This window comes from Comamonas granuli NBRC 101663 (assembly GCF_000739995.1).
GTDB lineage: Bacteria > Pseudomonadota > Gammaproteobacteria > Burkholderiales > Burkholderiaceae_C > Simplicispira > Simplicispira granuli.
The window spans coordinates 16,240-37,543 of sequence record NZ_BBJX01000018.1 but is presented as its reverse complement, the minus strand read 5'-3'; the positions used below and the strand labels follow the sequence as shown (position 1 = coordinate 37,543).

Sequence of the window (21,304 nt, the reverse complement as noted above, 5' to 3'; positions counted from 1 at the left end):
GCGCGCCTCAAGGCCGGAGCCAGCACGCAAGGACCGCCCCGCCGCGCTGCTGGCGTCCCCCTTCCCGCATTGCGCAGCAATGCGAGAAAAGGGGGAAGGCGCCTCAGGGGGTTGTCTTTTCCTCCGGCCAATCGCGGATATAGGCCTTGAGCATCTTGTTCTCGAAGTTCTGGCTGTCCACCACGGCCTTAGCCACGTCGTAGAAGCTGATCACGCCCATGAGCATGCGCTTGTCCATCACCGGCATGTAGCGCGCGTGGCGGTCGAGCATCATGCGGCGCACCTCGTCCATGTCGGTCTCCATGGTGCAGGTGAGCGGGGCGTCGTCCATGGCCGTGCGCACCAGCATGCTGCCCACGGCGCCGCCGTTCTTGACCATGGCCTGGATCACCTCGCGGAAGGTGAGCATGCCTACCAGGTCGCCCAGCTCCATGACCACGAGCGAGCCGATGTCCTTCTGGGCCATGGTTTCGGCGGCGCGCGCCAGGGGTTCATCGGGGTGGACGGTGAAGAGGGTATTGCCCTTGACGCGCAGGATGTCGCTGACTTTCATGGTGCTTCTCCGTGGATGCCCGCTCGGGCGCTATGCATTCAGGAGCCAAATATAGCCCACAATGCCGGGGACCAAACCCCTGTCCGCTACACCTTGGAGACAACTTCATGCCCGGTTACGCCGATCCAGGCTTCGACACCCTGGCCCTGCATGCAGGCGCCACCCCCGACCCCGCCACGGGCGCGCGCGCCGTGCCCATCCACCTGACGACCTCGTTCGTGTTCGAATCGAGCGACCACGCGGCGTCGCTGTTCAACATGGAACGCGGCGGCCATGTGTACTCGCGCATCAGCAACCCGACCAACGCCGTGCTGGAGCAGCGCATGGCCGCGCTCGAAGGCGGCGCGGGCGCCATTGCGGTCGCCAGCGGCCAGGCGGCGCTGCACCTGGCGATCTGCACGCTCATGGGCGCGGGCTCGCACATCGTCGCCAGCACGGCGCTCTACGGCGGCTCGCAGAACCTGCTGCACTACACGCTGCGGCGCTTCGGCATCGAGACCACCTTTGTGAAGCCCGGCGACATAGCCGCCTGGCGCGCCGCCATCCGCCCCAACACCAAGCTGTTCTTCGGCGAAACCGTGGGCAACCCGGGCCTGGACGTGCTCGACATTCCCACCGTGGCTGCCCTCGCGCACGAGCACGGCATTCCGCTGCTGGTGGACTCCACCTTCACCACGCCCTGGCTGATGAAACCCTTCGAGCACGGCGCCGACCTGGTCTACCACTCGGCCACCAAGTTCCTCTCCGGCCATGGCACCGTCATTGGCGGCGTGGTGGTGGACGGCGGTGCATTCGACTGGGAAGGCTCGGGGCGCTTTGCCGAGATGACGCAGCCCTACGATGGCTTTCACGGCATGGTGTTCAGCGAGGAATCGACCGTGGGCGCCTTCCTGCTGCGCGCGCGGCGCGAGGGCCTGCGCGACTTCGGCGCCTGCATGAGCCCGCACACCGCCTGGCTCATCCTGCAGGGCATAGAGACGCTGCCGCTGCGCATGCAGCAGCACATGCGCAACACCGAGAAGGTGGTGGAATTCCTCGCCAGCCAGCCCTTCGTCGCGCGCGTGGGCCACCCGCTGCTCGAATCGCACCCCAGCCACCAGCTCGCGCAAAAGCTGCTGCCGCGCGGCGCGGGCTCGGTGTTCAGCTTCGACCTCAAGGGCACGCGCGAACAAGGCAAGAAGTTCATCGAGACGCTGAAAATCTTCAGCCACCTGGCCAACGTGGGCGACTGCCGCAGCCTGGTGATCCACCCGGCCAGCACCACGCACTTCCGCCTGGCGGACGACGCGCTCGCGCAGGCGGGCATCACGCAGGGCACGATCCGCCTGTCCATCGGCCTGGAAGACCCGGACGACCTCATCGACGACCTCAAACGCGCCCTGAAGGCCGCAGAAAAGGCAGGAGCCTGAGCCATGGAACTGCAAGTCAACGGCCACAAGACCTTCTGCTACACCGGCGGCAAGCCCTTCGACCCGGCCCAGCCCACCGTGGTGCTAATCCACGGCGTGCTCAACGACCACAGCGTCTGGGCCATGCAAAGCCGCTACCTCGCCCACCACGGCTGGAACGTGCTCGCCGTGGACCTGCCCGGCCACTGCAAGAGCGCCGGCCCGGCGCCGGCGTCGGTGGAGGAAGCGGCGGACTTCATCATCGCCCTGCTGGGCGCCGTGGGCGCCCCGCGCGCCGCGCTGGTGGGCCACAGCTGGGGTTCGCTGATCGCGCTCGAGGCAGCGGCGCGCCTGCAGGAGCGCGCCAGCCACCTCGTGCTGGTGGGCACGGCCTTCCCCATGAAGGTCTCGCCCGCGCTCATCGAGGCCTCGCTGAACGAGCCCGAGAAGGCGCTGCGCATGGTCAACGTGTTCTCGCGCAGCACCCTGTGCGCGCCGCCCACCGCGCTGGGCCCCGGCACCTGGGTGTACGGCGCCAGCATGGCGCTGGGCCGGCGCGTGCTGCGCAGCAACCGCGAGGTGAATGTGTTCCACCGCGGCTTCGTGGCCTGCGACAGCTATGCGGGCGGCAACGAGGCCATCGCGCGCATCACCTGCCCCGTGCTCTTCGCCCTGGGCGCGCAGGACCAGATGACCGCACCCAAGGCCGCGCAGGGCCTGATCGCCAAGGCGCGCGAGGGCGGCAAGCAGGTGCAGGTGGCCTACCTGCCGGTGGGCCACCACCAGATGACCGAGGCGCCCGAGCAAACGCTGGGCGCCATCCGGGACTTCCTGGCGCGCTGAATGCTATCAATCCAGTAGCTGCTCGCGCTTATCTGGCGGGCGCTGGAGCCTTATTTTGCTCTGAATCCAGCGCCAGCGCATCGGCCAGCGTCAAACCGTCGATGCCTGCGCTGCGCCACAGCCCCTGCAGGCTGGGGGCGCGCTCGAGCAGCAGGCGCTGCACCAGCGGCGCCAGGGGCGTGACCTGCGGGTCGGCCAGCAGCACATAGCGCGGCTCGGCCTGGCGCGGGCCCACCGCCGCCTCGGCTTCCAGGCGGCCCACCCAGTCCAGCCCCACCAGGGCTTCGAGCGCGGGTTCGAGCTGCAGGGCCTCCACACGCAGGCGCTGCGCCAGCTCGTCCAGGCGCAGGCCATGCGTGCGCGTCTGGCGTGCGGCCTGGAGCTGCTGCAGCACCTCCACCGCCAGCTCGAAATGCCAGCCCAGCCGGCCCGAGCGGCGCGCCACGCCCGCCAGCAGGCTGGGCAGGTAGGCCGCCACCACCGCGCCCAGCAGCACGATGACCCAGGCCACGTAGATCCACACCAGCAGAATGGGCAGCGTGGCGAAGGTGCCGTACACCGCCGAATACGTGGGCACCTTGGCCACGTACAGCGCCAGGCCCTTCTTGGCCAGCTCGATGCCCAGCGCCACGAACACGCCGCCCGCCCAGGCATGGCGCCAGCGCACCAGGGTGTTGGGCACGTAGCGGTACAGCGCCGCCATGCCCCCGGCGAGCACGAGGAACTCGATGGAATCGAGCAGCAGGCGCAGCGGCACGGGCAGCGCCCCCACCAGCCCGCGCGAGGCCGAGAGCGCGTAGGACGTGAGCGCCAGGCTGGCGGCCAGCAGCAGCGGCCCCAGCGTGATGGCGGCCCAGTAGATGAGCACGCGCTGGCCCAGCGGGCGCAGGCGCCGTACGCGCCAGATGTTGTTGAGCGTGCGGTCGATGGTGAGGATCAGGGCCAGCGCCGTGGCCAGCAGCACGCTCAGGCCCAGCACGCCCAGGCGGCTGGCCTTGGACGCAAACTGCGTGAGGTAGCCCAGCACCTGGCGCGCGATGTTGTCGGGCACCAGGCTGTCGACCAGCCAGCGCTGCAGCACGTCCTGCAGCTTGGCGAACATGGGAAAGGCCGTGAACACCGCCAGCGCCACGGTGAAAAAGGGCACCAGCGCCAGGATGGTGGTGAAGGTCAGGCTGCTGGCCGTCACGCCCAGCCGGTCCTCGCGAAAGCGCTCGTGCAGGGTCTGCACCGTCGTCTTCCAGGGAAACTGCGAAAGCTCCTCGGGCAGCGCCTGCAGGCGCCGCACCACGGTCTGTAGGGAAAAGGGCATGGCCGCTATGATCCCAGATTTCCATGCCCGCCCTTGCCCCCGACACCCGCCCCACCCCCGCGCCGCTGGTGGCCGGCGCGCGCCGCGCCGCCGTGGCCAGCCTGCTGGCGCTGATCGCGCTGTGCCTGGCGTGGGAGCTGTTCCTGGCGCCGCTGCGCCCGGGCGGCTCGTGGCTGGCGCTCAAGGCGCTGCCGCTGTGCATCCCGCTGGCGGGCCTGCTCAAGAACCGCATGTACACCTACCGCTGGGTCAGCCTCATGGTGTGGCTGTACTTCACCGAGGGCGTGGTGCGCGCCTGGAGCGACCGCGCGCCCGGCAACTGGCTGGCCTTGCTGGAAGTGCTGCTGTGCCTGGTGCTGTTCACCGCCTGCACGGTGCACATCCGCGTGCGCCTGCGCAGCGCGCCCGCCCGCCCGCCCGCGCCCCAAGCCCCCTGAACCCACCCGGCAGCGCGCCTGCCGCCACGGAGCCCCTTGCATGTCCTCACTGATAGAGACCCTGCGCCAGATCGTCGGCGCCGCCCATGTGCTGACCGAGGGCGACCTCAGCGCCTGGGAGCTGGACTGGCGCCGCCGCGTGCACGGCAAGGCCCTGGCCGTGGTGCGCCCGGCCAGCACGCAAGAGGTGGCTGCCGTGGTCCGGGCCTGCGCCGCTGCGGGCGTGCCCATGGTGCCGCAGGGCGGCAACACCGGCCTGTCGGTCGGCTCCACGCCCGACACCTCGGGCCGCGAGGTGGTGCTGAGCCTCACGCGCATCGATGCCGTGCGCGCGCTCGACCCGGACAACCTCACCCTCACCGTCGAGGCCGGCTGCATCCTGCAGAACGTGCAGCAGGCCGCCGAGCAGGCAGGCCTGCTGTTCCCGCTCTCGCTCGCCGCCGAGGGCAGTTGCACCATCGGCGGCAACCTGGGCACCAACGCCGGCGGCACGCAGGTGGTGCGCTACGGCAATGCGCGCGACCTGTGCCTGGGCCTGGAGGTCGTCACGCCCCAGGGCGAGGTGTGGGACGGCCTCAAGGGCCTGCGCAAGGACAACACGGGCTACGACCTGCGCGACCTGTTCATCGGCAGCGAGGGCACGCTGGGCGTGATCACCGCCGCCACGCTCAAGCTCTACCCGCGCCCGGCCGCGCAGCTCACGGCCTGGGCCGCCGTGCCCAGCATGGAGCAGGCCGTGCGCCTGCTGGCCCTGGCGCACCAGCACCTGGGCGCCGGGCTCACGGGCTTCGAGGTCATGGGGCGCTTCGCGCTGCAACTGGTGGCCAAGCACATGCCACAACTGCGCGTGCCCTTCATCGACCAGGACGAGGTGGCCTACGGCGTGCTGCTGGAGAACTCCGACAGCGAATCCGAGGACCACGCGCGCGCGCGCTTCGAGGCGCTGCTGGAAACCGCCTTCGAGGCCGGCTGCGTGCAGGACGCCGTGGTGGCCGAGAACATCGCCCAGGCGCAGCAGCTCTGGCACATCCGCGAGAGCATTCCGCTGGCCCAGGCTGAGGAGGGGCTCAACATCAAGCACGACATCTCCGTGCCGATCTCGCGCATCCCTGCCTTCGTGGCGCATACCGATGCGCTGCTTCGGCGCGAGATTCCCGGCGTGCGCCTGGTCAACTTCGGCCACCTGGGCGACGGCAACCTGCACTACAACGTGCAGGCGCCCGAGGGCGGCGACGCCAAGGCCTTTCTGCGCGAGCAGGAGGACCGGGTGAACCACCTCGTCTACGAGGCCGTGGCGGAACATGGCGGTTCGTTCTCGGCCGAGCACGGCGTGGGCGCGCTCAAGACCGACAAGCTCGCGCGCTACCAGTCGCCCGTGGCCCTGGGCATGATGCGCGCCATCAAGCAGGCGCTGGACCCGCAGAACCTCATGAACCCGGGGCGGGTGCTGGCGGCGCCTGAAAACTCCTGATTTGATAGCTGCCAGCGCTTTACCCATAAGCACTACAGCCACTTTTAATTAAAATTTTCCGATCATGCCCACCGCTGCCCCCCGCCCCATCCGCTCCCAGTACGAAGACTTCATGCGCCATGTGTTCTTCCATGGCGTGGCCAAGGGCGACCGCACGGGCACGGGCACGAAAAGCGTGTTCGGCCACCAGATGCGCTTCGACCTCTCCGAGGGCTTTCCGCTGGTCACCACCAAGAAGGTGCACCTCAAGAGCATCATCCTGGAGCTGCTGTGGTTCCTGCGCGGCGACAGCAACGTGCGCTGGCTGCAGGAGCGCGGCGTGACCATCTGGGACGAATGGGCGCGCGCGGACGGCGACCTGGGCCCCGTGTACGGCGTGCAGTGGCGCAACTGGCCTACGCCCGGCGGCGGCCACATCGACCAGATCCAGCAGGTGATCGACACGCTCAAGACCAACCCCGACTCGCGCCGCATCATCGTGAGCAGTTGGAACGTGGCCGAGCTCGACCAGATGGCGCTCATGCCCTGCCACGCCTTCTTCCAGTTCTACGTGGCCGAGGGCCGGCTCAGTTGCCAGCTCTACCAGCGCAGCGCCGACATCTTCCTCGGTGTGCCCTTCAACATCGCCAGCTACGCCCTGCTCACGCACATGGTGGCGCAGCAGTGCGACCTGGAGGTGGGCGACTTCATCTGGACCGGCGGCGACTGCCACATCTACAGCAACCACCACGAGCAGGTACAGACGCAACTGGCGCGCGCGCCCTACCCCTACCCCACCTTGCGCCTCAAGCGCCGCCCGGACAGCATCTTCGACTACGAGTACGAAGACTTCGAGGTGCTGGACTACCAGTGCCACCCCGCCATCAAGGCGCCGGTGGCGGTGTGAAGTGAAACACCCCCCTGAGCCGCCTTCGGCGCCTTCCCCCCGCTCTCGCAGCGCTACGCGCTGCGGGCAGGGGGACGCCGCCAGCGCGGCGGGGCGGCCCTTGCGCGGCGGCTCTGGCCTGGGTCGGGCCAGCTTCATGGATCGCGGGTAAAGCGTTCGCGGAATGGATCATTGACATGCACATCGCCCTCATCTACGCACGCGCCGCCAACGGCGTCATCGGCAAGGACGGCACCATGCCCTGGCACCTGCCCGAAGACCTGGCGCATTTCAAGCAGCTCACGCAAGGCAGCCCCGTCATCATGGGGCGCAAGACCTGGGACTCGCTGCCGCCGCGCTTTCGCCCGCTGCCCGGGCGCAGCAACATCGTCGTCACGCGCCAGTCTGATTGGCATGAAATCGGCGCGCAGCGCGCATCCAGCCTGCGCGAGGCGCTACAAATGGCAGAGCAAAGCAAGCCCGCCACGGTGTGGGTGATCGGCGGCGCGCAGATCTACGCCCAGGCCCTGCCGCTGGCCCAGCGCGTGGAGGTGACCGAGATTGCGCAAGACTTCGACGGCGACGCCCACGCCCCCGCGCTCGGCCCCGAATGGGTGGAGACCGCGCGCACAGCGCACACCAGCGCGGGCGGCCTGCCCTTCGCCTTCGTGCGCTACGAGCGGCGCTGAGCGCCGCCGCGCGGGCGGCGCATCATGCCGGGGCGCCCACGATCACGCTGGACGCCTTGAAGATCGCCGTCGCCGTGCCGCCCACGGCCAGGCCGAGCGCCTCGCAACTGCCGTGGGTGATGATGGCCGCCACCGTGGCGCCGCCCGGCAGGTCCAGCACCACCTCATCGTTCACCGCGCCCGGCGTGATGCGCGCCACCTGGCCCGTGAGGCAGTTGCGCGCCGAAAAGCGCGCCCCTTGCGCATCGGTCACGACGACGATGGACGTGGCCTTGACCAGCGCAAACGCCTGCGCCCCCACGGCCAGCCCCAGCCCCGCAACGCTCTCGTGCGTGACGGTGGCCACGATGCACAGGCCGGGGCGCACCGCGATCTCGACCTCGTCATTGACCGCGCCATGCACCACGCGGGTGACGGTGCCTGCGAAATGGTTGCGCGCGCTGGTGTGCATGCTGATTCTGCGGATGAACAGGTAGTCATCGGCCAGGCCCGTGGCCTGGCCGTCCAGTTGGGCGATGAAGCGCTGGTGCTCGGCCTCGATGAGCCGGAAGTTGTGCACGAGCTGCGCGCCGCGCGGCGTCAGGCGCGTGCCGCCGCCGCCCTTGCCGCCCGCCACGCGCTCCACCAGCGGCTCGCCCGCCAGGTTGTTCATGGAGTCGATGGCGTCCCACGCGGCCTTGTAGCTCATGCCCATGGCCTTGGCCGCGTGCGTGATGGAGCCGTGCGCCCCCACCAGCGCCAGGAGCTGCATGCGCCCCGAGCCGCCCAGGTTCTGGCCGTCCACCGTCATCCAGACGGAGCCGCCGAGCTGGATGCGCGCCTGCGGCTCAGCCATGGCCCGCCCCCGTGCCTGGCGCCCCTGGCGCACTGCGCGCCCACCACGCCTGCAGCGCGGCGGCGTCGGCGGGCAGGTGTTCGGCCGCGGCGCCGCAAAAATGCGTCCAGGCGTCCAGGTGCTTGTGCGCCACCGCCGTGACAAAGGGGATGTGCGCCTCGGCCAGGGCCAGCATTTCCGCGGCGAACCCACCCCCCTGCGCCTCCTGCGCGCCGAAGCGATTGACGATGACCAGATCCGGCGGCTGGGCCAGCGCACGGCGCAGCACGGCGCTGGCCTGCGCCAGCCCCGCGGTGCTGACGCTGCAGCCGCGCGCATCGCGCCCCAGGTCCTGGGAAATGCAGTACTCCTCGGCCGTCTGCACGTCCACCAGGAACATGCCGCCGCGACCGCTGGGCAGGCGACGCCGCTCGTGCAGCAGGCCGCCCACGCGCCAGCCCTGCTGCACCAGCGCGGCGGCAAAGCCCGCCAGCAGGGCATCGGCCTGCGCGAAACCATCGGCATGGACCATGGCGGCGATGGCCGCCGCGGCGGGCTGTTCATTCATGTGCATGCAGCGTCCTCCTTCCTGCGCAACACGCCATCATGCATGTACAGCACCTGCTCGCCAAACACCTGCACATCCTGCGGGTCGTGCGTGATGAGCACCATGGGCACCTGCAGGCGGCGCTGCAGCGCGTCCAGCTCGGCGCGCATGCTGGCGCGCAGCTCGGTGTCGAGCGCAGCAAAGGGCTCGTCAAGCAGCAGCGCGCGCGGCCGCGCCACCAGCGCGCGCGCCAGGGCCGTGCGCTGGCGCTGCCCGCCCGAGAGCTCGTGCGGGTGCTGGTGCGCCACCTCGCGCAGGCCGAAGGCATCGAGCCAGCGCTCCACCTCCGGGCTGGCATGCGCCGCCGGCGGGTTGCGCCAGCCGCGCCGCTCGCCAAAGGCAATGTTCTGGCGCACGTTGAGGTGCGGGAACAGCGCGTAGTCCTGGAACAGATAGGCCACGTTGCGCGCCTGCGGCGGCAGGTGGATGCCCTGGACAGCGTCGAACAACGTCTCGCCGTCGATGCGCACATGGCCCGCATCGGGCCGCACCAGCCCGGCCAGCACCTTGAGCAGCATGCTCTTGCCCGCGCCCGACGGGCCCACCACCACCACGCGCTCGCCCTGGGCGCAAAAGCGCGCCTGCAGTTCGAACACGCGGTGGCCCGAACGCAGCGTCTTGCGGATGTCCACGTCAAGCCGCATGCCCGCCCCTCATCGCGTTGCGACGCGCCCCGGCGCCAGCTTGCCCACGGCCAGCAGCACCGCCACGCACACCACCGAGGTGATGAGCACCAGCAGGTGGGCCACATCGTCCTGCCCGGCCTGCACCGCTTCGTACACGGCAATCGACAGCGTCTGCGTCTTGCCCGGAATGCTGCCCGCCACCATCAGCGTGGCGCCAAACTCACCCAGCGCGCGCGCAAAGCCCAGCAGCACCCCGGCCAGGATGCCGCGCCAGGCCAGCGGCAGCGTGACGCGCCAGAACACGCCCGCCTCGGAGATGCCGAGCACGCGCGCCGCGTCCTGCAACTGCGGGTCCACCGCCTCGAAGGCGGCGCGCGCGGGTTTGAACACCAGCGGAAACGCCACCACCGTGGCCGCGATCACCGCACCCGTCAGCGTAAAGATGAGCTGGATGCCAAAGGTGTCGTACAGCCAGCCGCCCAGCCAACCCTTGCGCCCCAACAGCACCAGCAGGTAGTAGCCCAGCACCGTGGGCGGCATCACCATGGGCAGCGTGAGCAGCGTGTCGATGAGGTCGCGCCCCGGAAAACGCCAGCGCGCCAGCGCATAGCCCACGCCCGTGCCCAGCACCAGGCACAGCAGCGTGGCCCAGGTGGCCACCTGCAGCGAGAGCCAGAGAGCGGGCCAGGCACCGTCCATGCTCAGGGCTTCAGAAAACCGTAACGCGCCAGAATGGCCTGGCCGGCCGGCGAGCGCACATAGGCGATGAACGCCGCCGCCTCGGTGGCGTTGCCGCTCGCGGCGGTGCGCGCGATGGGGTAGAGGATGGCCCGGTCCAGCGGCACGGCAAACGCCGTCTTCACCTTGTCCTTCATCAGCGCGGCATCGGTGGCGTACACAAAGCCCGCATCCACCTCGCCACGCGCCACGTAGTCGAGCGACTGGCGCACGTTGGTGGTGTTCACGGCCTTGGCCTGCACCGCGCCCCACAGGCCCGCCGCCTCCAGCGCCTGCTTGGCGTAGCGCCCCACGGGCACGCTGGCGGGCAGCGCCAGCGCCACGCGCGCCACGCCGGGCGCGGCCAGGTCCTTCAGCGCGGCGGGCGGCGCCTTGGCGTCCATCGGCGCAATCACCACCAGGGCATTGCGCACGAAATCCTGCCGATCCGCCGCGCGCACCAGGCCCTGCTGCTGCGCGGCGTCCATGGTCTCCTGGTCGGCCGAGGCAAACACATCCACCGGCGCACCCTTGGCCATCTGCTGCAGCAAGGCGCCGGACGCGCCGAAGTTCAGCAGCACCTTGCTGCCGGGGTGCGCGGCTTCGTAGCCCTGGGCAATGTCCTTGAGGGCATTGGTCAGGCTAGCGGCGGCGGACACCGTGACTTCACCCGCCGGGGCCATGCTGGCAAACCCGGCCAGAAGACAGGCGGCGAGGCTGCGTTTCAGGGATGCGAGGGCCATGGGCGGTGCTCCAAAGTGTTACAAGCCAGCGAAGTATACGCTTGGTTATAACGAAAATTTGGGCCTTGGAGAGGGCCTTTGATGCACCGCAATAGTCTTGGAGGAGAGCGGTCTGGTCCGCAATGGGGCATGCGGACTTTGCTGCAGCATACGCTGAAAAATTCCGATGAAAATCAGCAACAATATCCCATGGATAAAGCGCCAGAAGCTACTGATTCGATAGCAATTCAGATCTAGTCAGGCAATTACGGTGAAGACCGTAAACGGCCAGGAGCCGCAGTTGGGCCAACGGGGAAACGGTCACTCAACGTAAGTGTTTGCGTCGGACGACCTTTTTTGGCCGCCCCTAGCTTGCCCCAGTGAGCTTGGAGGTAAGAAGATCGACGCAATACCCGATGTCTTGGTCCTTCAGGAAAACTTTCCCAAGGGTGTTCGCCAACCCAACCATTGGTACATCCTCAATGATGATCGGCAAGAGGTAAGTCTCCGGCCGCTTTGACCCAGCTGTCTTCCCAATCTCGAATTCGAATCGTGTCCAATCCTTCTCGGGATACTTGGCGGAGATGAAGATCACCATGTAAAGCGCATCGTTTGCGTAGATTTCCGCAAGGCGCTTTTGAAGGTCTACACCCCAGAGCTGGGCTTGGAGGTTGAAGTCATAGAAGGGGAAGACGCCTTTTTCCTCCAGCCTCTTCACAAACTCCAACACAATCGGTCGGTCTTCGCCTGCGAAGGACAACGCGACGTCCCAAGGATAGTCATCGTTCCGAATGTGGATGCGCCGACGGACATCGTCCAAATTCAAGAGATTCAGGTAGAAGCGGAATGTCGGATCCTCAATCGAGATCGACTTACCCTTCCGATACATGATTACGTCATCCAGCTTGGAGTCTTTAATCACGTCACCCAAGTAGTTCAGGCAGTTGTAATACGAAGTCGATTTCTGATTTTTCTTCTTGGTTTCGGAAATAGGAGCGACGATCGTGCGATAAAGGTGCTCAAGCGGAATGTCCGACCTCTCATCTTTGGCAATGGCGGAGACGATGTCGAAATAAGTGTTGTGAACTGACTTCGCCTGAAGTTTCCCCTTCGAAAGCGCCACGATCTTGTCAAAGTACTTGTGCTCGAAGATGCGCAGAACTTCTTGCCTGATATTTGCCAGTGATTCATCGATCTCGACCTCTACGGATTGCGTCTTTTCGATGCCGTGCTTGATACATGCCGTCCGGCATATGGCCTGCACCACCGAAGGTATGCCTTTCGATCCAGCGGCGGTCTCTTGGATGAAGCGCTCAGTGAACCGCAGCTTCAGATGGGCAGATCCTTGCTCCATTAGTTGCCGCACGAACTTCTCATCCTGGGTGCGCAAATCGAAGACGTCATTCCGGATGCCGAGTTCCTTATCGTTCCCTGCGAGGTCGCGAGCGCTGGAGGCGATTCCGATCAAAACGAAGCGGACGCCCTTTTCGTGCCAAAGCTTCAGCTCCTCAGCCAGGCCATCTTTCACGGTTTCACTCAGATGGTGAAAGTCGTCAATGATCACCAATCGTTGAGAGGATAGGTACGGCGCGATTTGCTCATACGTTGGATCGACACCAACAATCGCACCGAGCATCTCCAAGTACTTCGCGTGGTGTCTGTACTCGCGACCGTTGATCAGCAAAATGTCCGTTGACTTGATGTCAAGATCACGAAGAATTTTGTTAACAACCGTGGTCTTGCCGGACCCAGAGGCCCCGGCAATCGTGACATGCTTTCCCGTCGCACGGAGCGCCGATTTGATGAAGGGGTACTCTTTCGGATTCACGTAGGTGTGCTCCGGAAAGGCCGCTTCGTTAAATACCGCTTCCAGATCGAGCACAGGCACTTCTTGCATTTGTCTTCTCGGTTGTTGGTTGACCACACGGCCGGATTGTGCAGCCTAACATTGGAGTACAACCGCCCGCTGTAGTGGGTCGGGTGCAACGACGGGTTGGGTCCGTCCCCTATTAGGACGTGCCCACTACCATAACCTACACGCTTGTGCTCAAGGTGGCGGCCGGCTGCACGGCCAGCCAGCTTGATGCGATGATCATTGGGCACTAGCTGACCGCTTTACAGTTGGGGGCCGACCGTCAGCTCAGGGTCGAAAACAGCCCACTCCATCACCCAACCCTACCCCTGGCACCCCCACAACCCATCCGGCCGCACGCGCCACAGCACCGGCCCGATGCGCCAGCACAGCAGCCCGAACGCCGCCACCCAGCACAGCCCAGCCAGGCCCAGCAGCGCCAAAGCCGCGTCCGGCACAAACGCCGCGCCCGCACGCAGCAAGGCCCCGGCGAAGAGGAGCAGCGCGCCCTGCGCCACCCAGGGCCGCTCGTCCGACGGGTGCCCGCAGTGCGCGCGCCCGGCGATGCAGATCACGGCGTAGATCGACAACCCGATGGCACCCACAGTGAGCATGTGGCGCCCGGCGCTGGCGCCCGGGCCGCCCGCCAGCAGGGCCGTGCCGATGAAGGCATAGCCCAGCGCCATGCAGGCGTACACGGCATACAGCATGAGCGGCAGGCGGCGCAGCAGCGGGCGGCCTACATGCCAGTCGCCCATCAGGTTGCACAGCGCGGCGGCGGCGGCGCAGGCCAGCCAGCCGGAGGTAGCGTCACCGGGCTGCAAAAATTCAGCCAGGGTAAACAGCGCAATGCACAAGATGGCCAGGTTGCGCCGGGGCGGGCGGGCCAGGTAGGGCTCGCGGCCCTCGCCCGTTTCGTCAATCGCGTTGTTGACGATGCGCATGGAGATGCGGCTCATGGCCACGATGATGAGCACCATCACCAGGCCCAGCAGGGCCAGCAGCCAGCGCATGGGGTAGGCACCGCGCAACGCATCCCCATAGAAGCCCGCCACCAGCACCAGCAGCCCCACCAGCGCCCAGCCAAAGGCGTGGTGGCGCCGCCCGGCCACGGTGCGCAGCGCGGGCCACAGCAGCGCCAGCAGGCCGCCGAGCAGGCCCAGGTGCGCCAAGGCGGCCAGCACCAGCGCGGGGCTGCCCGCCACGCCCGAGAGCCAGAAGCCCGCGCGCCCCAGCAGCCACAGCAACACCAACTGGCGCGCGGTGCGCGGGCTGGCGCTGGCGGTGTCGGTGAACTCGGGCACGGCGGTGAGCACGAAGCCGGCCACCGCCGCCAGGCCAAAGCCCAGCAGCAGCTCGTGCGCGTGCCACACCAGCGCGCCACCCGCCACGGGGGGCGGCGGCAGGCCCAGCGCCAGCACGGCGCTCCACAGCGCGATGAGTAGCACGGCGGAACCCATAGTGAGCAGGAAGAACGGGCGCATGGCGCACATCCAGACCGGGTGCTGGGGCGACAGCAGGCCGGGCGGGTTCATCACAGGGGCGGCTATCCGCATCGCATCCTCCGCTCGCCGGGGGTGGCGGCATGAGGCTGGGGCGCGGGCTGCAGGGGCAGCACGCGCGCCTCGGGCGGCGGCAGGGTGTTGGCGAATTCACTGCCGGGGCAGGTGCCCTCTTCCACCAGCGCATCCAGCCCAAAGGCGGCGCGCACGGCGGGCACGCGCAGCAGCTCGGCGGTGTCGCGGTAGACCATGGCATCGGTGCGTGCCAGCGCGGGGGCCTGGGGCGTGTGCAAGTGCACGATGCGGCCCGGCCCGGCGGCCATGACGAGCACGGTATCGGCCAGGCGCACGGCCTCCATGAGGTCGTGCGTGATCATCAGCACGGCCGTGCCCTTCTCGGCCTGGTGGCGCAGCAACAGGCGGTGCAGTTGCGCCTTGAGGCCGATGTCGAGCGCGGCGAAGGGCTCGTCCATCAGCAGCAGGTCGGGTTCGAGCACCAGCGCGCGCGCCAGCGCGGCGCGGCTTTGCATACCGCCCGAGAGCTGGTGCGGATAGGCGGCCAGGGCTTCGGCATCGAGCCCCAGCACGGCGCCCATGGCGTGGGCGCGCGCGCGTGCGGCGGCGCGCGCCATGCCCTGCGCGCGCAGGCCCAGGGCGATGTTATCCATCGTGGTCTGCCAGGGCAGCAGACGCGGCTGCTGGAACATCAGCGCGGGGTTGCCGAAGGAGTTGTCCAGGCGGCCCTCCTGCAGGTCCAGCAGACCCGCGCACAGGTGCAGCAGCGTGGTCTTGCCGCAGCCCGAGGGGCCCACCAACGCCAGCACGCCGCCGGGCGCCAGCGCCAGGCCCACGCCGCCGAGCACTTCGGTCAACGCGTAGCTGTGGCGAACATCATTCAAAAAAAGGCTCATCGGGGTACCTCCCGCCAGCGCTCCACTTCGCGCTTGAGCGGTTCCAAAAATCCATACTCCACGACCAGCAGGCAGCCCACCACGGCGCAGATCCAGCCCAGCGTGGTGGCGGTGTCCAGTTGCGAGCGGCTGGCCGCGAGCGCGGCGCCCACCCCGTCGGTGCTGGCCAGCAGCTCGGCCATCACGGCCACCTTCCAGGCGCTGCCCAGCGCCGTGACCCAGGCGGGGAACAGGTACGACAGCACGTGCGGGCCGTACACCTCGCGCAGCGCCATGCCCATGGGCAGGCGGTAGGCGCGCGCCATGTCGCGCAACTGCAAATCGAGCGTGCGCGTGCCCTGCAGCGCGCTGGCGAACACCACGGGGAAGCAGGCGATGAACACGGTGAACACCGGCGTGCCGTCGCTCATGCCGAACCACAGCATGGCCAGCACCAGCCAGGCGATGGGCGGCGTGCCCAGCAGCACCGTGACCAGCGGGCGCGCGAGCACCGAGGCCGTGACGGACAGCCCCGCCAGCAACCCCAGCACGCTGCCCACGCCCAGCGCCAGCGCCAGCCCCATGAACGCACGCCGCGCCGTGGCCCACAGCGCGGGCCCGGCGGCGCCTTGCTCCACCTGCAGCAGCAGGGCGGCGAAGGCGGTGCGCGGGTCGGGCAGGATCAGCGGGTCGTACAGCGCAGCCACGGCCTCCCAGGCGGCGAGCAGCAACAGCAGGCTGGCCCCCGCGCCCCAGCCGCTCCACAGGTAGGCGGGCAGGCCCGCGAGCACGCGCCCCAGCAAACGCAGCATCAGCGCCCCCCCATGCCGCCGGGTGCGGGGGCCGTGGCCTGGTCCACCACGCCGCCCTCGGGCACGTAGACCATGGAGCCGTCCTTCATGCGGTAGGCCACGCCGGCTTTCTCGCCGTCGCCCTCGCCGATCTCGCCGCTGGCCTTGTATTTCTCGATCTTCTCGCCGCGCTTCTGGATGACTTCCATGGTGGGCTTGCCCGCGTCGGTGATGACGGTGACGTCCTGCTTAGAGAACGGGCTGAGCAGCGGGTTTTGGGCCACAGTGATGAGCAGCGCCGCAATCACCACCAGGAACACATCGATGAGGTTGACCACCGACAGGATGGGGTCGTCGGCTTCGGTTTCGTCGAGGAATTTCATGCTTCACTCCCCGCTTCGGCCAGGTGGCCCGCAGCCGGAGTGCGCACGCCCAGGCGCTGCAGCCACACCAGCTCTTCGGCCAGCCAGCGCCGCTGCACCGACACCACCCAAAAGGTGATGGCGGCGGCGATGAGCGACAGGATCACCGCCGCAAAGGCCACGGCCAGGTTGTCCGACACCTGGGCCAGGTTGCCGTCGGACAAGCCCTTGAGCGCCGGGCCCATGGGGATCATGGTGGCGATCAGTCCCAGCATGGGCGCCACGCGCGTGGCGATGCGCGGCAGCTCCAGCAGCTGGTGCGCCTTCACGTCCAGCTCGTCGGCACTGGCGTCGGGCTGCGCTTTGGCCCAGGCCAGCAGGTGGTGGCCGCGCGTGGGCTGGCTGCCCTGCCCCTTGCGGCGCTGCCACCACTGCATGGCAAACATGCCGAGCAGGAAGAAGGCATAGACAAACAGCACAGCGATCACCAGCAGCGTGGGAAACAGAAAGACCTGGCTGGCCTGGTACATCAGGGATTCAAGCAAATGGCTCATCAAAACTCCTAGGAATGGTCAAAAACTGCGGTAGGCTGTCTTGTTCAGCTATATTTTTGATAGCTGCTAGCGCTTATCCATGCTGCGCGGGAGGCACTTTTGCCTTGAATGGGCGGCCGCGCTGCCACCAGCCGCCCCCGAGCATGACGGCGCCCAGCGCCAGGGCCACCCACAGCGCCTGCAAGGTGTGGGCGGCGGGCGCGGTTGGCTGGTCGGCCACCTGCTCCAGCCGCATGCCGCTGATGGGCGGCGGCGGGGGCGGTGTGGCGGGGGCGGCTTCGGCCGGGGGTGGGGGCTCGGCGGCGCTCTGCGCTGCTGCAGCGGCGGCATCGGCAGGCAGATGGCCCAGGTTCAGGCCAAAGCCGGCGGTGCCCTGGCCTGCACCCACGAAGCGCTCGAAGGCGGCGTTGTCGGTGCGCACGTCAAAGCGCTGGGCCAGGTCGCACCAGCGGTCCTTCAGCTCGGCCACGGTGGCGGCGTCGGCCTGCCAGTAGCTCTGGCGCGCGGCTTCGAGCATGCGCTCGATGTTCTGCGCCAGCGCGTGCGGGTTGTGCGCCTCGAACCACTTCTTCAGGCCCAACTGGTGCTTGTCGCGCACGTACACATCGACCATCTCCTGCCACTGGTCGTCGCGCACGATCTCGCGCGCCACCGCCGTCCAGCCCCAGAAGTTGTTGGTGGCGTCCAGCACCTGCAGCGTGCCCGCGTAGCCCTCGTCCATCAGCCCTTTGATGTAGCCGGGGTGGAACTGCCGCGTGGCCAGCTCCTTGGCCAGGAACTGCGCCGCGCCTTCCACGCGCCCGCTTCCGCTGCCGCGCAGGTTGCTGATGTAGAGCTGCGGCGCCTTGCCGTCCAGGTGGCGCACGGCCAGGCCGATGCCGCCCAGGTACTGGAACGGGTCGTCGGTGGTGAGCATGCCGTAGGTGTTGGAGCTGCGCGAGAGCACCGCGCCCTCGGTGCCGCGCAGTTGCTCGGCATACAGGTTGAGCGGCTGGCCGTCCTGGCCCTTGAGCCCCGCGCCGGACAGGCTGCCCCAGGTGGACTCGTCGGCGCCGTAGGCGAACTGCATGCGCGAGAGGTACAGCTGCGCGAGCTTGCGGTCGCCCTCAGCCTTGCCCTTCCAGGTGTCGGTGGCCAGGGCCGCGTCGTCCAGGCCGGTGCCGTACTTGCCCGACTCGGAGGCGTAGATGCGCGTCTCCGCCGCCGCCTGCGCGGCCTTCTCCGGCATGCCCTGGGCGCGCAGGCGCGCGGCGATGGCGCGGGTGTGGGCCGCCACGGGGTTGGCCTCTTCGCCCGGCCCCTGGGCCTGCGCGGCCAGTTGCGCGGCCTGCGCCAGGATCTTCATGGTGTTGGGGAAGTGGTCGCGGTACAGGCCGGTGGCCGAGAGCACCACGTCCACGCGCTCGCGCCCCAGTTCCTTGCGCGGCACGAGCTTGACGCCCGTGACACGGCCGCCCTCGTCCCACACGGGCTCGGTGCCCAGCAGCCACAGCGCCTGCGCTTCGAGCAGGCCCTGGTGGCGCATGGTCTCCACCGACCACAGCGAGACGGCCAGCTTCTTGGGCGGCTGGCCGGTCAGGCGGCGGTGCTCGGCGATGAGCTGCTCGGCCGCCTCCTTGCCCGCCGCCCAGGCTTGCTTGGTGGGCACGCGCGAGGGGTCGAAGCCGTAGAGGTCGCGGCCCGTGGGGTAGGCGTCGGGGTTCTTGATGGGGTCGCCGCCGTAGGAGGTGGCCAGGTGCTTGCCCGTCAGCACGTTCAGCAGCGCGGGCAGCTCGTGGTCGGCACCGATGGCGGCGTGCCAGGCGCGGGCCTTGTCGAGCTGCTCGCGCAGCGGCGCGCTCAAGCCCTGGGTGCTTTCGCCCTGCACCACATGGCGTTGCAGCAACTGGTAGGGCGCGGTGGCGGGCAGCTGGTCGTAGTCGGCGAGCAGGGCTTCGTCCACCTCGGCGGCGGGGATGCCCGCGTGCAGCGCGGCCGCCTCCCAGAACGGGCGGCCCAGCATCAGCAGCACGGTGGCCAGGCGGTGTTGCGCCTCGGGCGCGCGGCCCAGGGTGTGCAGGCCCAGGGGCTGGGCGGTTTCGGCCAGTTCGTGCAGTTGGGCGTGCAGGGCATCGACAAAGGCGGGGAACTCGGCGCGCGCGCGCTCCGGCGTCCAGCCCATGTCGAGGGCGATGCGCTCCTTGGTGGCGGCGGCCAGCAGGTCGGCCTGGAGCTTTTGCTTGACCACGCCCTCGTCCTGCGCCATCCAGGCGTGCAGCAGGTCGTGCATCTGCGTGAGCGCCTGGTGCAGCCCGGCGGGCTTGAAGGGTGGCGTCTGGTGGCTGATGATGACCGCGCGGCCCCGGCGCTTGGCCTGCTGGGCCTCGCCGATGTTGTCTGCGATGTAGGGGTAGGCCACGGGCAGGTCGCCCACGGCGAGCATGCCGGGGTCGGTGACGGACAGGCCGCGCTCCTTGCCGGGCAGCCATTCCTGGCTGCCGTGCGTGCCGAAGTGCACCAGCGCGTCGCTGGCCTGCTGCTCGCGCGCCCACAGGTAGGCCGCCAGGTAGTAGTGCGAGGGCCAGGCGTTGCTGGAGTGGTAGAGCGCTTTTTCCTTGGGCTCCCACTTCTCGCCGCGCGGGGGCTGGGGCAGGATGGCGATCTTGCCCAGCATCAGGCGCGGCACGACGAACACGGGCTCCTTCTTCGCCCCGTGCTGGCGCAGCACCATGCTGGAGGCCTCGGGCTCGCCCCAGCGTTCGCGCAGCTTGTCCTGCACGGCTTTTGGCAGCGCGGCCAGCCAGGCGCGGTAGCGCGCCACGGGCACGGTGGCGGCCAGGCCGTCGCGCAGCAGGGGCTCCAGTTCCCCCTCGCGGTAGGCGGGCGCGAGCAAGCGCTGCAGCTTGGCGATGAGTTCGGGCTCGGACGGCACCTCGGTGTCGTAGCCCTGGGCGCGCAGCGCGGCCAGCGTGGTCTGCAGGCTGCGCGGCACGTTGAGGAAGGAGGCCGAGAGGTTCTTCTCGCCCGGCGGGTAGTTCCAGAAGAACACCGACAGGCGCTTGTCGGCGTTGGGCTTGCGCTGCAGCGCCACCAGGCGCAGCGCCTTGCCGACCACGGCATCGGCCTGCGCGGGAATGGTGGCGATGGGCGCGTCGCCCGCGCCGCTGGCCGAGGCCACCTGGATGTCGGTCACGCCCGCGTATTCGGCCTGGGCCAGGTAGAAGGGCACGTCCATCAGCGGCACGCCCTGGGGGTTGGCCTGCCAGTGCGCCGTGTCGCCGCGCCGGTAGGTCATGGCCTGCAGCACGGGGATGCCCAGGCGCTCGAACTCGGCGCGGCGCTGTTCGGGCATGAGCATGATCTGCGTGTTGATGAGCACGTCGGCCAGCGCCTTGCCCTGGGGGCGCAGCATGCGGTCAAACGCGCCCGCGTCCATCATGGGGCTGTAGAAGGTCAGCGCCACGGCGCCTGCGGCCTCGATGCGGGTGATCAGGTCGTCGATGTAGTCGGCCTGCACCGAGGCGATGTACTGCTGGTGCACGGCCAGCGCGACCACGGGGCGGCGCCAAGGGTCGGCCGGATCGACCCCCGCCCAGCGCAGGTAGGCCAGCGGGTCGGCGAACACCAGGCCGGGCGCGCGCGGGTGGTAGATCGCCGTCTTGGGGAAGATCACCGGGTCGGGCACGCCCTGGGCATTCTGGCCCTTGAGGTGGGCGGCCACGGTGGCCATGAAGCCCTCGAAGTTCTGCCGCCCGCCGTTGCTGTAGTAATGGGCCAGGCGGCGGCCCAGGGCCTCGTCCACCCCGCCGCCCCAGGCCGGGCGCGCGTCGTACAGCCAGGCGTGCGGCGCGCGCAGGCCGGGCAGCGCGCGGGCCAGGTGCTGGCGCACCTCGTCCTGCTGGTAGCTGTCGAAGAACACCATGTCCTGCCCCTGGAACAGCCCGGCATCGGCGTCGGCCGGGATCTTGCCCAGGTAGCGCACCTGCACGGCTATGCCATGCGGGCGTGCAATGTCGGCCAGCAAGCGGAACTTGCCCGGCGGCACGTTGGAGGTGGCGATGAACAGCACCGACGCGGCCTGCGCCGCCCCCACCGGCAGCACAGGCAGAAAGGCCAGCAGGCACAGGGCCAGCCAGCGGCGAAGAATGGACAGGGGATTCACTGGAATTCTTTGAATGAAATGGGCCTCTAGCGCTTATTCAACAAGCGCCAATAGCTATGCATTTGATAGCACTCGGGCATTGTGTGGGGCACGCCCCGGCACTCGCGTCCCCACCAGAGAGGAGGCCGGGGGTGGTTCGTCACACGGGTTCTATCGCTTCACTCACTC

The 21,304-nt window shown here is 68.6% G+C and carries 20 protein-coding genes; 6 read left to right on the top strand and 14 right to left on the bottom strand.

Going from position 1 to position 21,304, the window contains the following annotated elements:
* Positions 1-103: 103 nt before the first annotated feature.
* The gene (locus tag CGR01S_RS14875; protein WP_042428989.1) at positions 104-553 is read right to left on the bottom strand and encodes a CBS domain-containing protein; all 450 of its coding nucleotides are present in this window, start codon (positions 551-553) and stop codon (positions 104-106) included.
* A gap of 107 nt (positions 554-660) precedes the next feature.
* Here CGR01S_RS14875 and CGR01S_RS14870 point away from each other — a divergent pair, with 107 nt between their 5' ends.
* A complete protein-coding gene (locus tag CGR01S_RS14870; protein ID WP_042428986.1) occupies positions 661-1,962 on the top strand; it encodes an O-acetylhomoserine aminocarboxypropyltransferase in 1,302 nt (433 codons plus the stop codon).
* A 3-nt stretch (positions 1,963-1,965) separates the two neighbouring features.
* Positions 1,966-2,784 (top strand): alpha/beta fold hydrolase, encoded by an 819-nt coding sequence (locus CGR01S_RS14865; RefSeq protein ID WP_042428983.1) that lies wholly within the window; start codon positions 1,966-1,968, stop codon positions 2,782-2,784.
* Positions 2,785-2,812: 28 nt separating this feature from the next.
* On the opposite strand, the gene CGR01S_RS14860 is transcribed toward CGR01S_RS14865, so the two are convergent.
* The gene (locus CGR01S_RS14860) at positions 2,813-4,096 is read right to left on the bottom strand and encodes a YihY family inner membrane protein (RefSeq protein ID WP_042428980.1); all 1,284 of its coding nucleotides are present in this window, start codon (positions 4,094-4,096) and stop codon (positions 2,813-2,815) included.
* A gap of 23 nt (positions 4,097-4,119) precedes the next feature.
* Between CGR01S_RS14860 and CGR01S_RS14855 the strand changes: the two genes are divergently transcribed.
* The 4 genes from CGR01S_RS14855 (at position 4,120) to CGR01S_RS14840 (ending at position 7,558) form a co-directional block, all read left to right on the top strand.
* Positions 4,120-4,533: a DUF2069 domain-containing protein gene (locus tag CGR01S_RS14855; protein ID WP_042428978.1), complete on the top strand. Its 414-nt coding sequence runs from the start codon at positions 4,120-4,122 to the stop codon at positions 4,531-4,533.
* Positions 4,534-4,573: 40 nt separating this feature from the next.
* A complete protein-coding gene (locus CGR01S_RS14850; protein WP_042428976.1) occupies positions 4,574-6,004 on the top strand; it encodes an FAD-binding oxidoreductase in 1,431 nt (476 codons plus the stop codon).
* 64 nt (positions 6,005-6,068) lie between these two features.
* Positions 6,069-6,890: a thymidylate synthase gene (locus CGR01S_RS14845; protein ID WP_042428974.1), complete on the top strand. Its 822-nt coding sequence runs from the start codon at positions 6,069-6,071 to the stop codon at positions 6,888-6,890.
* 176 nt (positions 6,891-7,066) lie between these two features.
* On the top strand, positions 7,067-7,558 hold the full coding sequence (locus CGR01S_RS14840) for a dihydrofolate reductase (protein ID WP_042428972.1): 492 nt from the start codon (positions 7,067-7,069) through the stop codon (positions 7,556-7,558).
* 22 nt (positions 7,559-7,580) lie between these two features.
* On the opposite strand, the gene CGR01S_RS14835 is transcribed toward CGR01S_RS14840, so the two are convergent.
* From CGR01S_RS14835 to cobN, 12 genes are all read right to left on the bottom strand, one after another.
* Positions 7,581-8,393 carry a TOBE domain-containing protein gene (locus CGR01S_RS14835; protein ID WP_042429029.1) on the bottom strand — a complete coding sequence of 271 codons (813 nt, stop codon included), beginning with the start codon at positions 8,391-8,393 and terminating at the stop codon, positions 7,581-7,583.
* Positions 8,386-8,946 carry a DUF2478 domain-containing protein gene (locus CGR01S_RS14830; protein ID WP_245616821.1) on the bottom strand — a complete coding sequence of 187 codons (561 nt, stop codon included), beginning with the start codon at positions 8,944-8,946 and terminating at the stop codon, positions 8,386-8,388. The genes CGR01S_RS14835 and CGR01S_RS14830 overlap by 8 nt, the downstream gene beginning before the upstream one ends.
* Positions 8,937-9,623: an ATP-binding cassette domain-containing protein gene (locus CGR01S_RS14825; protein ID WP_042428965.1), complete on the bottom strand. Its 687-nt coding sequence runs from the start codon at positions 9,621-9,623 to the stop codon at positions 8,937-8,939. The genes CGR01S_RS14830 and CGR01S_RS14825 overlap by 10 nt, the downstream gene beginning before the upstream one ends.
* Positions 9,624-9,632: 9 nt before the next feature.
* Positions 9,633-10,304: a molybdate ABC transporter permease subunit gene (gene modB / locus CGR01S_RS14820; protein ID WP_042428962.1), complete on the bottom strand. Its 672-nt coding sequence runs from the start codon at positions 10,302-10,304 to the stop codon at positions 9,633-9,635.
* Between the two features lie 2 nt (positions 10,305-10,306).
* Positions 10,307-11,065 carry a molybdate ABC transporter substrate-binding protein gene (modA, locus tag CGR01S_RS14815; protein WP_042428959.1) on the bottom strand — a complete coding sequence of 253 codons (759 nt, stop codon included), beginning with the start codon at positions 11,063-11,065 and terminating at the stop codon, positions 10,307-10,309.
* 346 nt (positions 11,066-11,411) lie between these two features.
* The gene (locus CGR01S_RS14810) at positions 11,412-12,941 is read right to left on the bottom strand and encodes an AAA family ATPase (protein ID WP_042428956.1); all 1,530 of its coding nucleotides are present in this window, start codon (positions 12,939-12,941) and stop codon (positions 11,412-11,414) included.
* A 278-nt stretch (positions 12,942-13,219) separates the two neighbouring features.
* Positions 13,220-14,431, bottom strand: a complete 1,212-nt coding sequence (locus CGR01S_RS14805; RefSeq protein WP_084690732.1) for an NnrS family protein — start codon at positions 14,429-14,431, stop codon at positions 13,220-13,222.
* Between the two features lie 11 nt (positions 14,432-14,442).
* The gene (locus tag CGR01S_RS14800; RefSeq protein ID WP_042428954.1) at positions 14,443-15,309 is read right to left on the bottom strand and encodes an ABC transporter ATP-binding protein; all 867 of its coding nucleotides are present in this window, start codon (positions 15,307-15,309) and stop codon (positions 14,443-14,445) included.
* Positions 15,306-16,100: an ABC transporter permease gene (locus CGR01S_RS14795; protein ID WP_156967589.1), complete on the bottom strand. Its 795-nt coding sequence runs from the start codon at positions 16,098-16,100 to the stop codon at positions 15,306-15,308. The genes CGR01S_RS14800 and CGR01S_RS14795 overlap by 4 nt, the downstream gene beginning before the upstream one ends.
* A complete protein-coding gene (locus CGR01S_RS14790) occupies positions 16,100-16,462 on the bottom strand; it encodes a DUF2149 domain-containing protein (RefSeq protein ID WP_042428951.1) in 363 nt (120 codons plus the stop codon). Before CGR01S_RS14790 ends, CGR01S_RS14795 begins: the two co-directional genes overlap by 1 nt.
* Complete coding sequence (locus tag CGR01S_RS14785) at positions 16,459-16,995, bottom strand: MotA/TolQ/ExbB proton channel family protein (RefSeq protein WP_042428948.1); 537 nt, start codon at positions 16,993-16,995, stop codon at positions 16,459-16,461. The genes CGR01S_RS14790 and CGR01S_RS14785 overlap by 4 nt, the downstream gene beginning before the upstream one ends.
* A 73-nt stretch (positions 16,996-17,068) precedes the next feature.
* Positions 17,069-21,136: a cobaltochelatase subunit CobN gene (gene cobN, locus CGR01S_RS14780; protein ID WP_245616820.1), complete on the bottom strand. Its 4,068-nt coding sequence runs from the start codon at positions 21,134-21,136 to the stop codon at positions 17,069-17,071.
* Positions 21,137-21,304: the final 168 nt, after the last annotated feature.

Coding starts and splice junctions, on each gene's coding strand:
- CGR01S_RS14875 (WP_042428989.1), bottom strand. CDS start 553: ATGAAAGTCAGCGACATCCTGCGCGTCAAGGGCAATACCCTCTTCACC.
- CGR01S_RS14870 (WP_042428986.1), top strand. CDS start 661: ATGCCCGGTTACGCCGATCCAGGCTTCGACACCCTGGCCCTGCATGCA.
- CGR01S_RS14865 (WP_042428983.1), top strand. CDS start 1,966: ATGGAACTGCAAGTCAACGGCCACAAGACCTTCTGCTACACCGGCGGC.
- CGR01S_RS14860 (WP_042428980.1), bottom strand. CDS start 4,096: ATGCCCTTTTCCCTACAGACCGTGGTGCGGCGCCTGCAGGCGCTGCCC.
- CGR01S_RS14855 (WP_042428978.1), top strand. CDS start 4,120: ATGCCCGCCCTTGCCCCCGACACCCGCCCCACCCCCGCGCCGCTGGTG.
- CGR01S_RS14850 (WP_042428976.1), top strand. CDS start 4,574: ATGTCCTCACTGATAGAGACCCTGCGCCAGATCGTCGGCGCCGCCCAT.
- CGR01S_RS14845 (WP_042428974.1), top strand. CDS start 6,069: ATGCCCACCGCTGCCCCCCGCCCCATCCGCTCCCAGTACGAAGACTTC.
- CGR01S_RS14840 (WP_042428972.1), top strand. CDS start 7,067: ATGCACATCGCCCTCATCTACGCACGCGCCGCCAACGGCGTCATCGGC.
- CGR01S_RS14835 (WP_042429029.1), bottom strand. CDS start 8,393: ATGGCTGAGCCGCAGGCGCGCATCCAGCTCGGCGGCTCCGTCTGGATG.
- CGR01S_RS14830 (WP_245616821.1), bottom strand. CDS start 8,946: ATGCACATGAATGAACAGCCCGCCGCGGCGGCCATCGCCGCCATGGTC.
- CGR01S_RS14825 (WP_042428965.1), bottom strand. CDS start 9,623: ATGCGGCTTGACGTGGACATCCGCAAGACGCTGCGTTCGGGCCACCGC.
- modB (WP_042428962.1), bottom strand. CDS start 10,304: ATGGACGGTGCCTGGCCCGCTCTCTGGCTCTCGCTGCAGGTGGCCACC.
- modA (WP_042428959.1), bottom strand. CDS start 11,065: ATGGCCCTCGCATCCCTGAAACGCAGCCTCGCCGCCTGTCTTCTGGCC.
- CGR01S_RS14810 (WP_042428956.1), bottom strand. CDS start 12,941: ATGCAAGAAGTGCCTGTGCTCGATCTGGAAGCGGTATTTAACGAAGCG.
- CGR01S_RS14805 (WP_084690732.1), bottom strand. CDS start 14,431: ATGAACCCGCCCGGCCTGCTGTCGCCCCAGCACCCGGTCTGGATGTGC.
- CGR01S_RS14800 (WP_042428954.1), bottom strand. CDS start 15,309: ATGAGCCTTTTTTTGAATGATGTTCGCCACAGCTACGCGTTGACCGAA.
- CGR01S_RS14795 (WP_156967589.1), bottom strand. CDS start 16,100: ATGCTGCGTTTGCTGGGGCGCGTGCTCGCGGGCCTGCCCGCCTACCTG.
- CGR01S_RS14790 (WP_042428951.1), bottom strand. CDS start 16,462: ATGAAATTCCTCGACGAAACCGAAGCCGACGACCCCATCCTGTCGGTG.
- CGR01S_RS14785 (WP_042428948.1), bottom strand. CDS start 16,995: ATGAGCCATTTGCTTGAATCCCTGATGTACCAGGCCAGCCAGGTCTTT.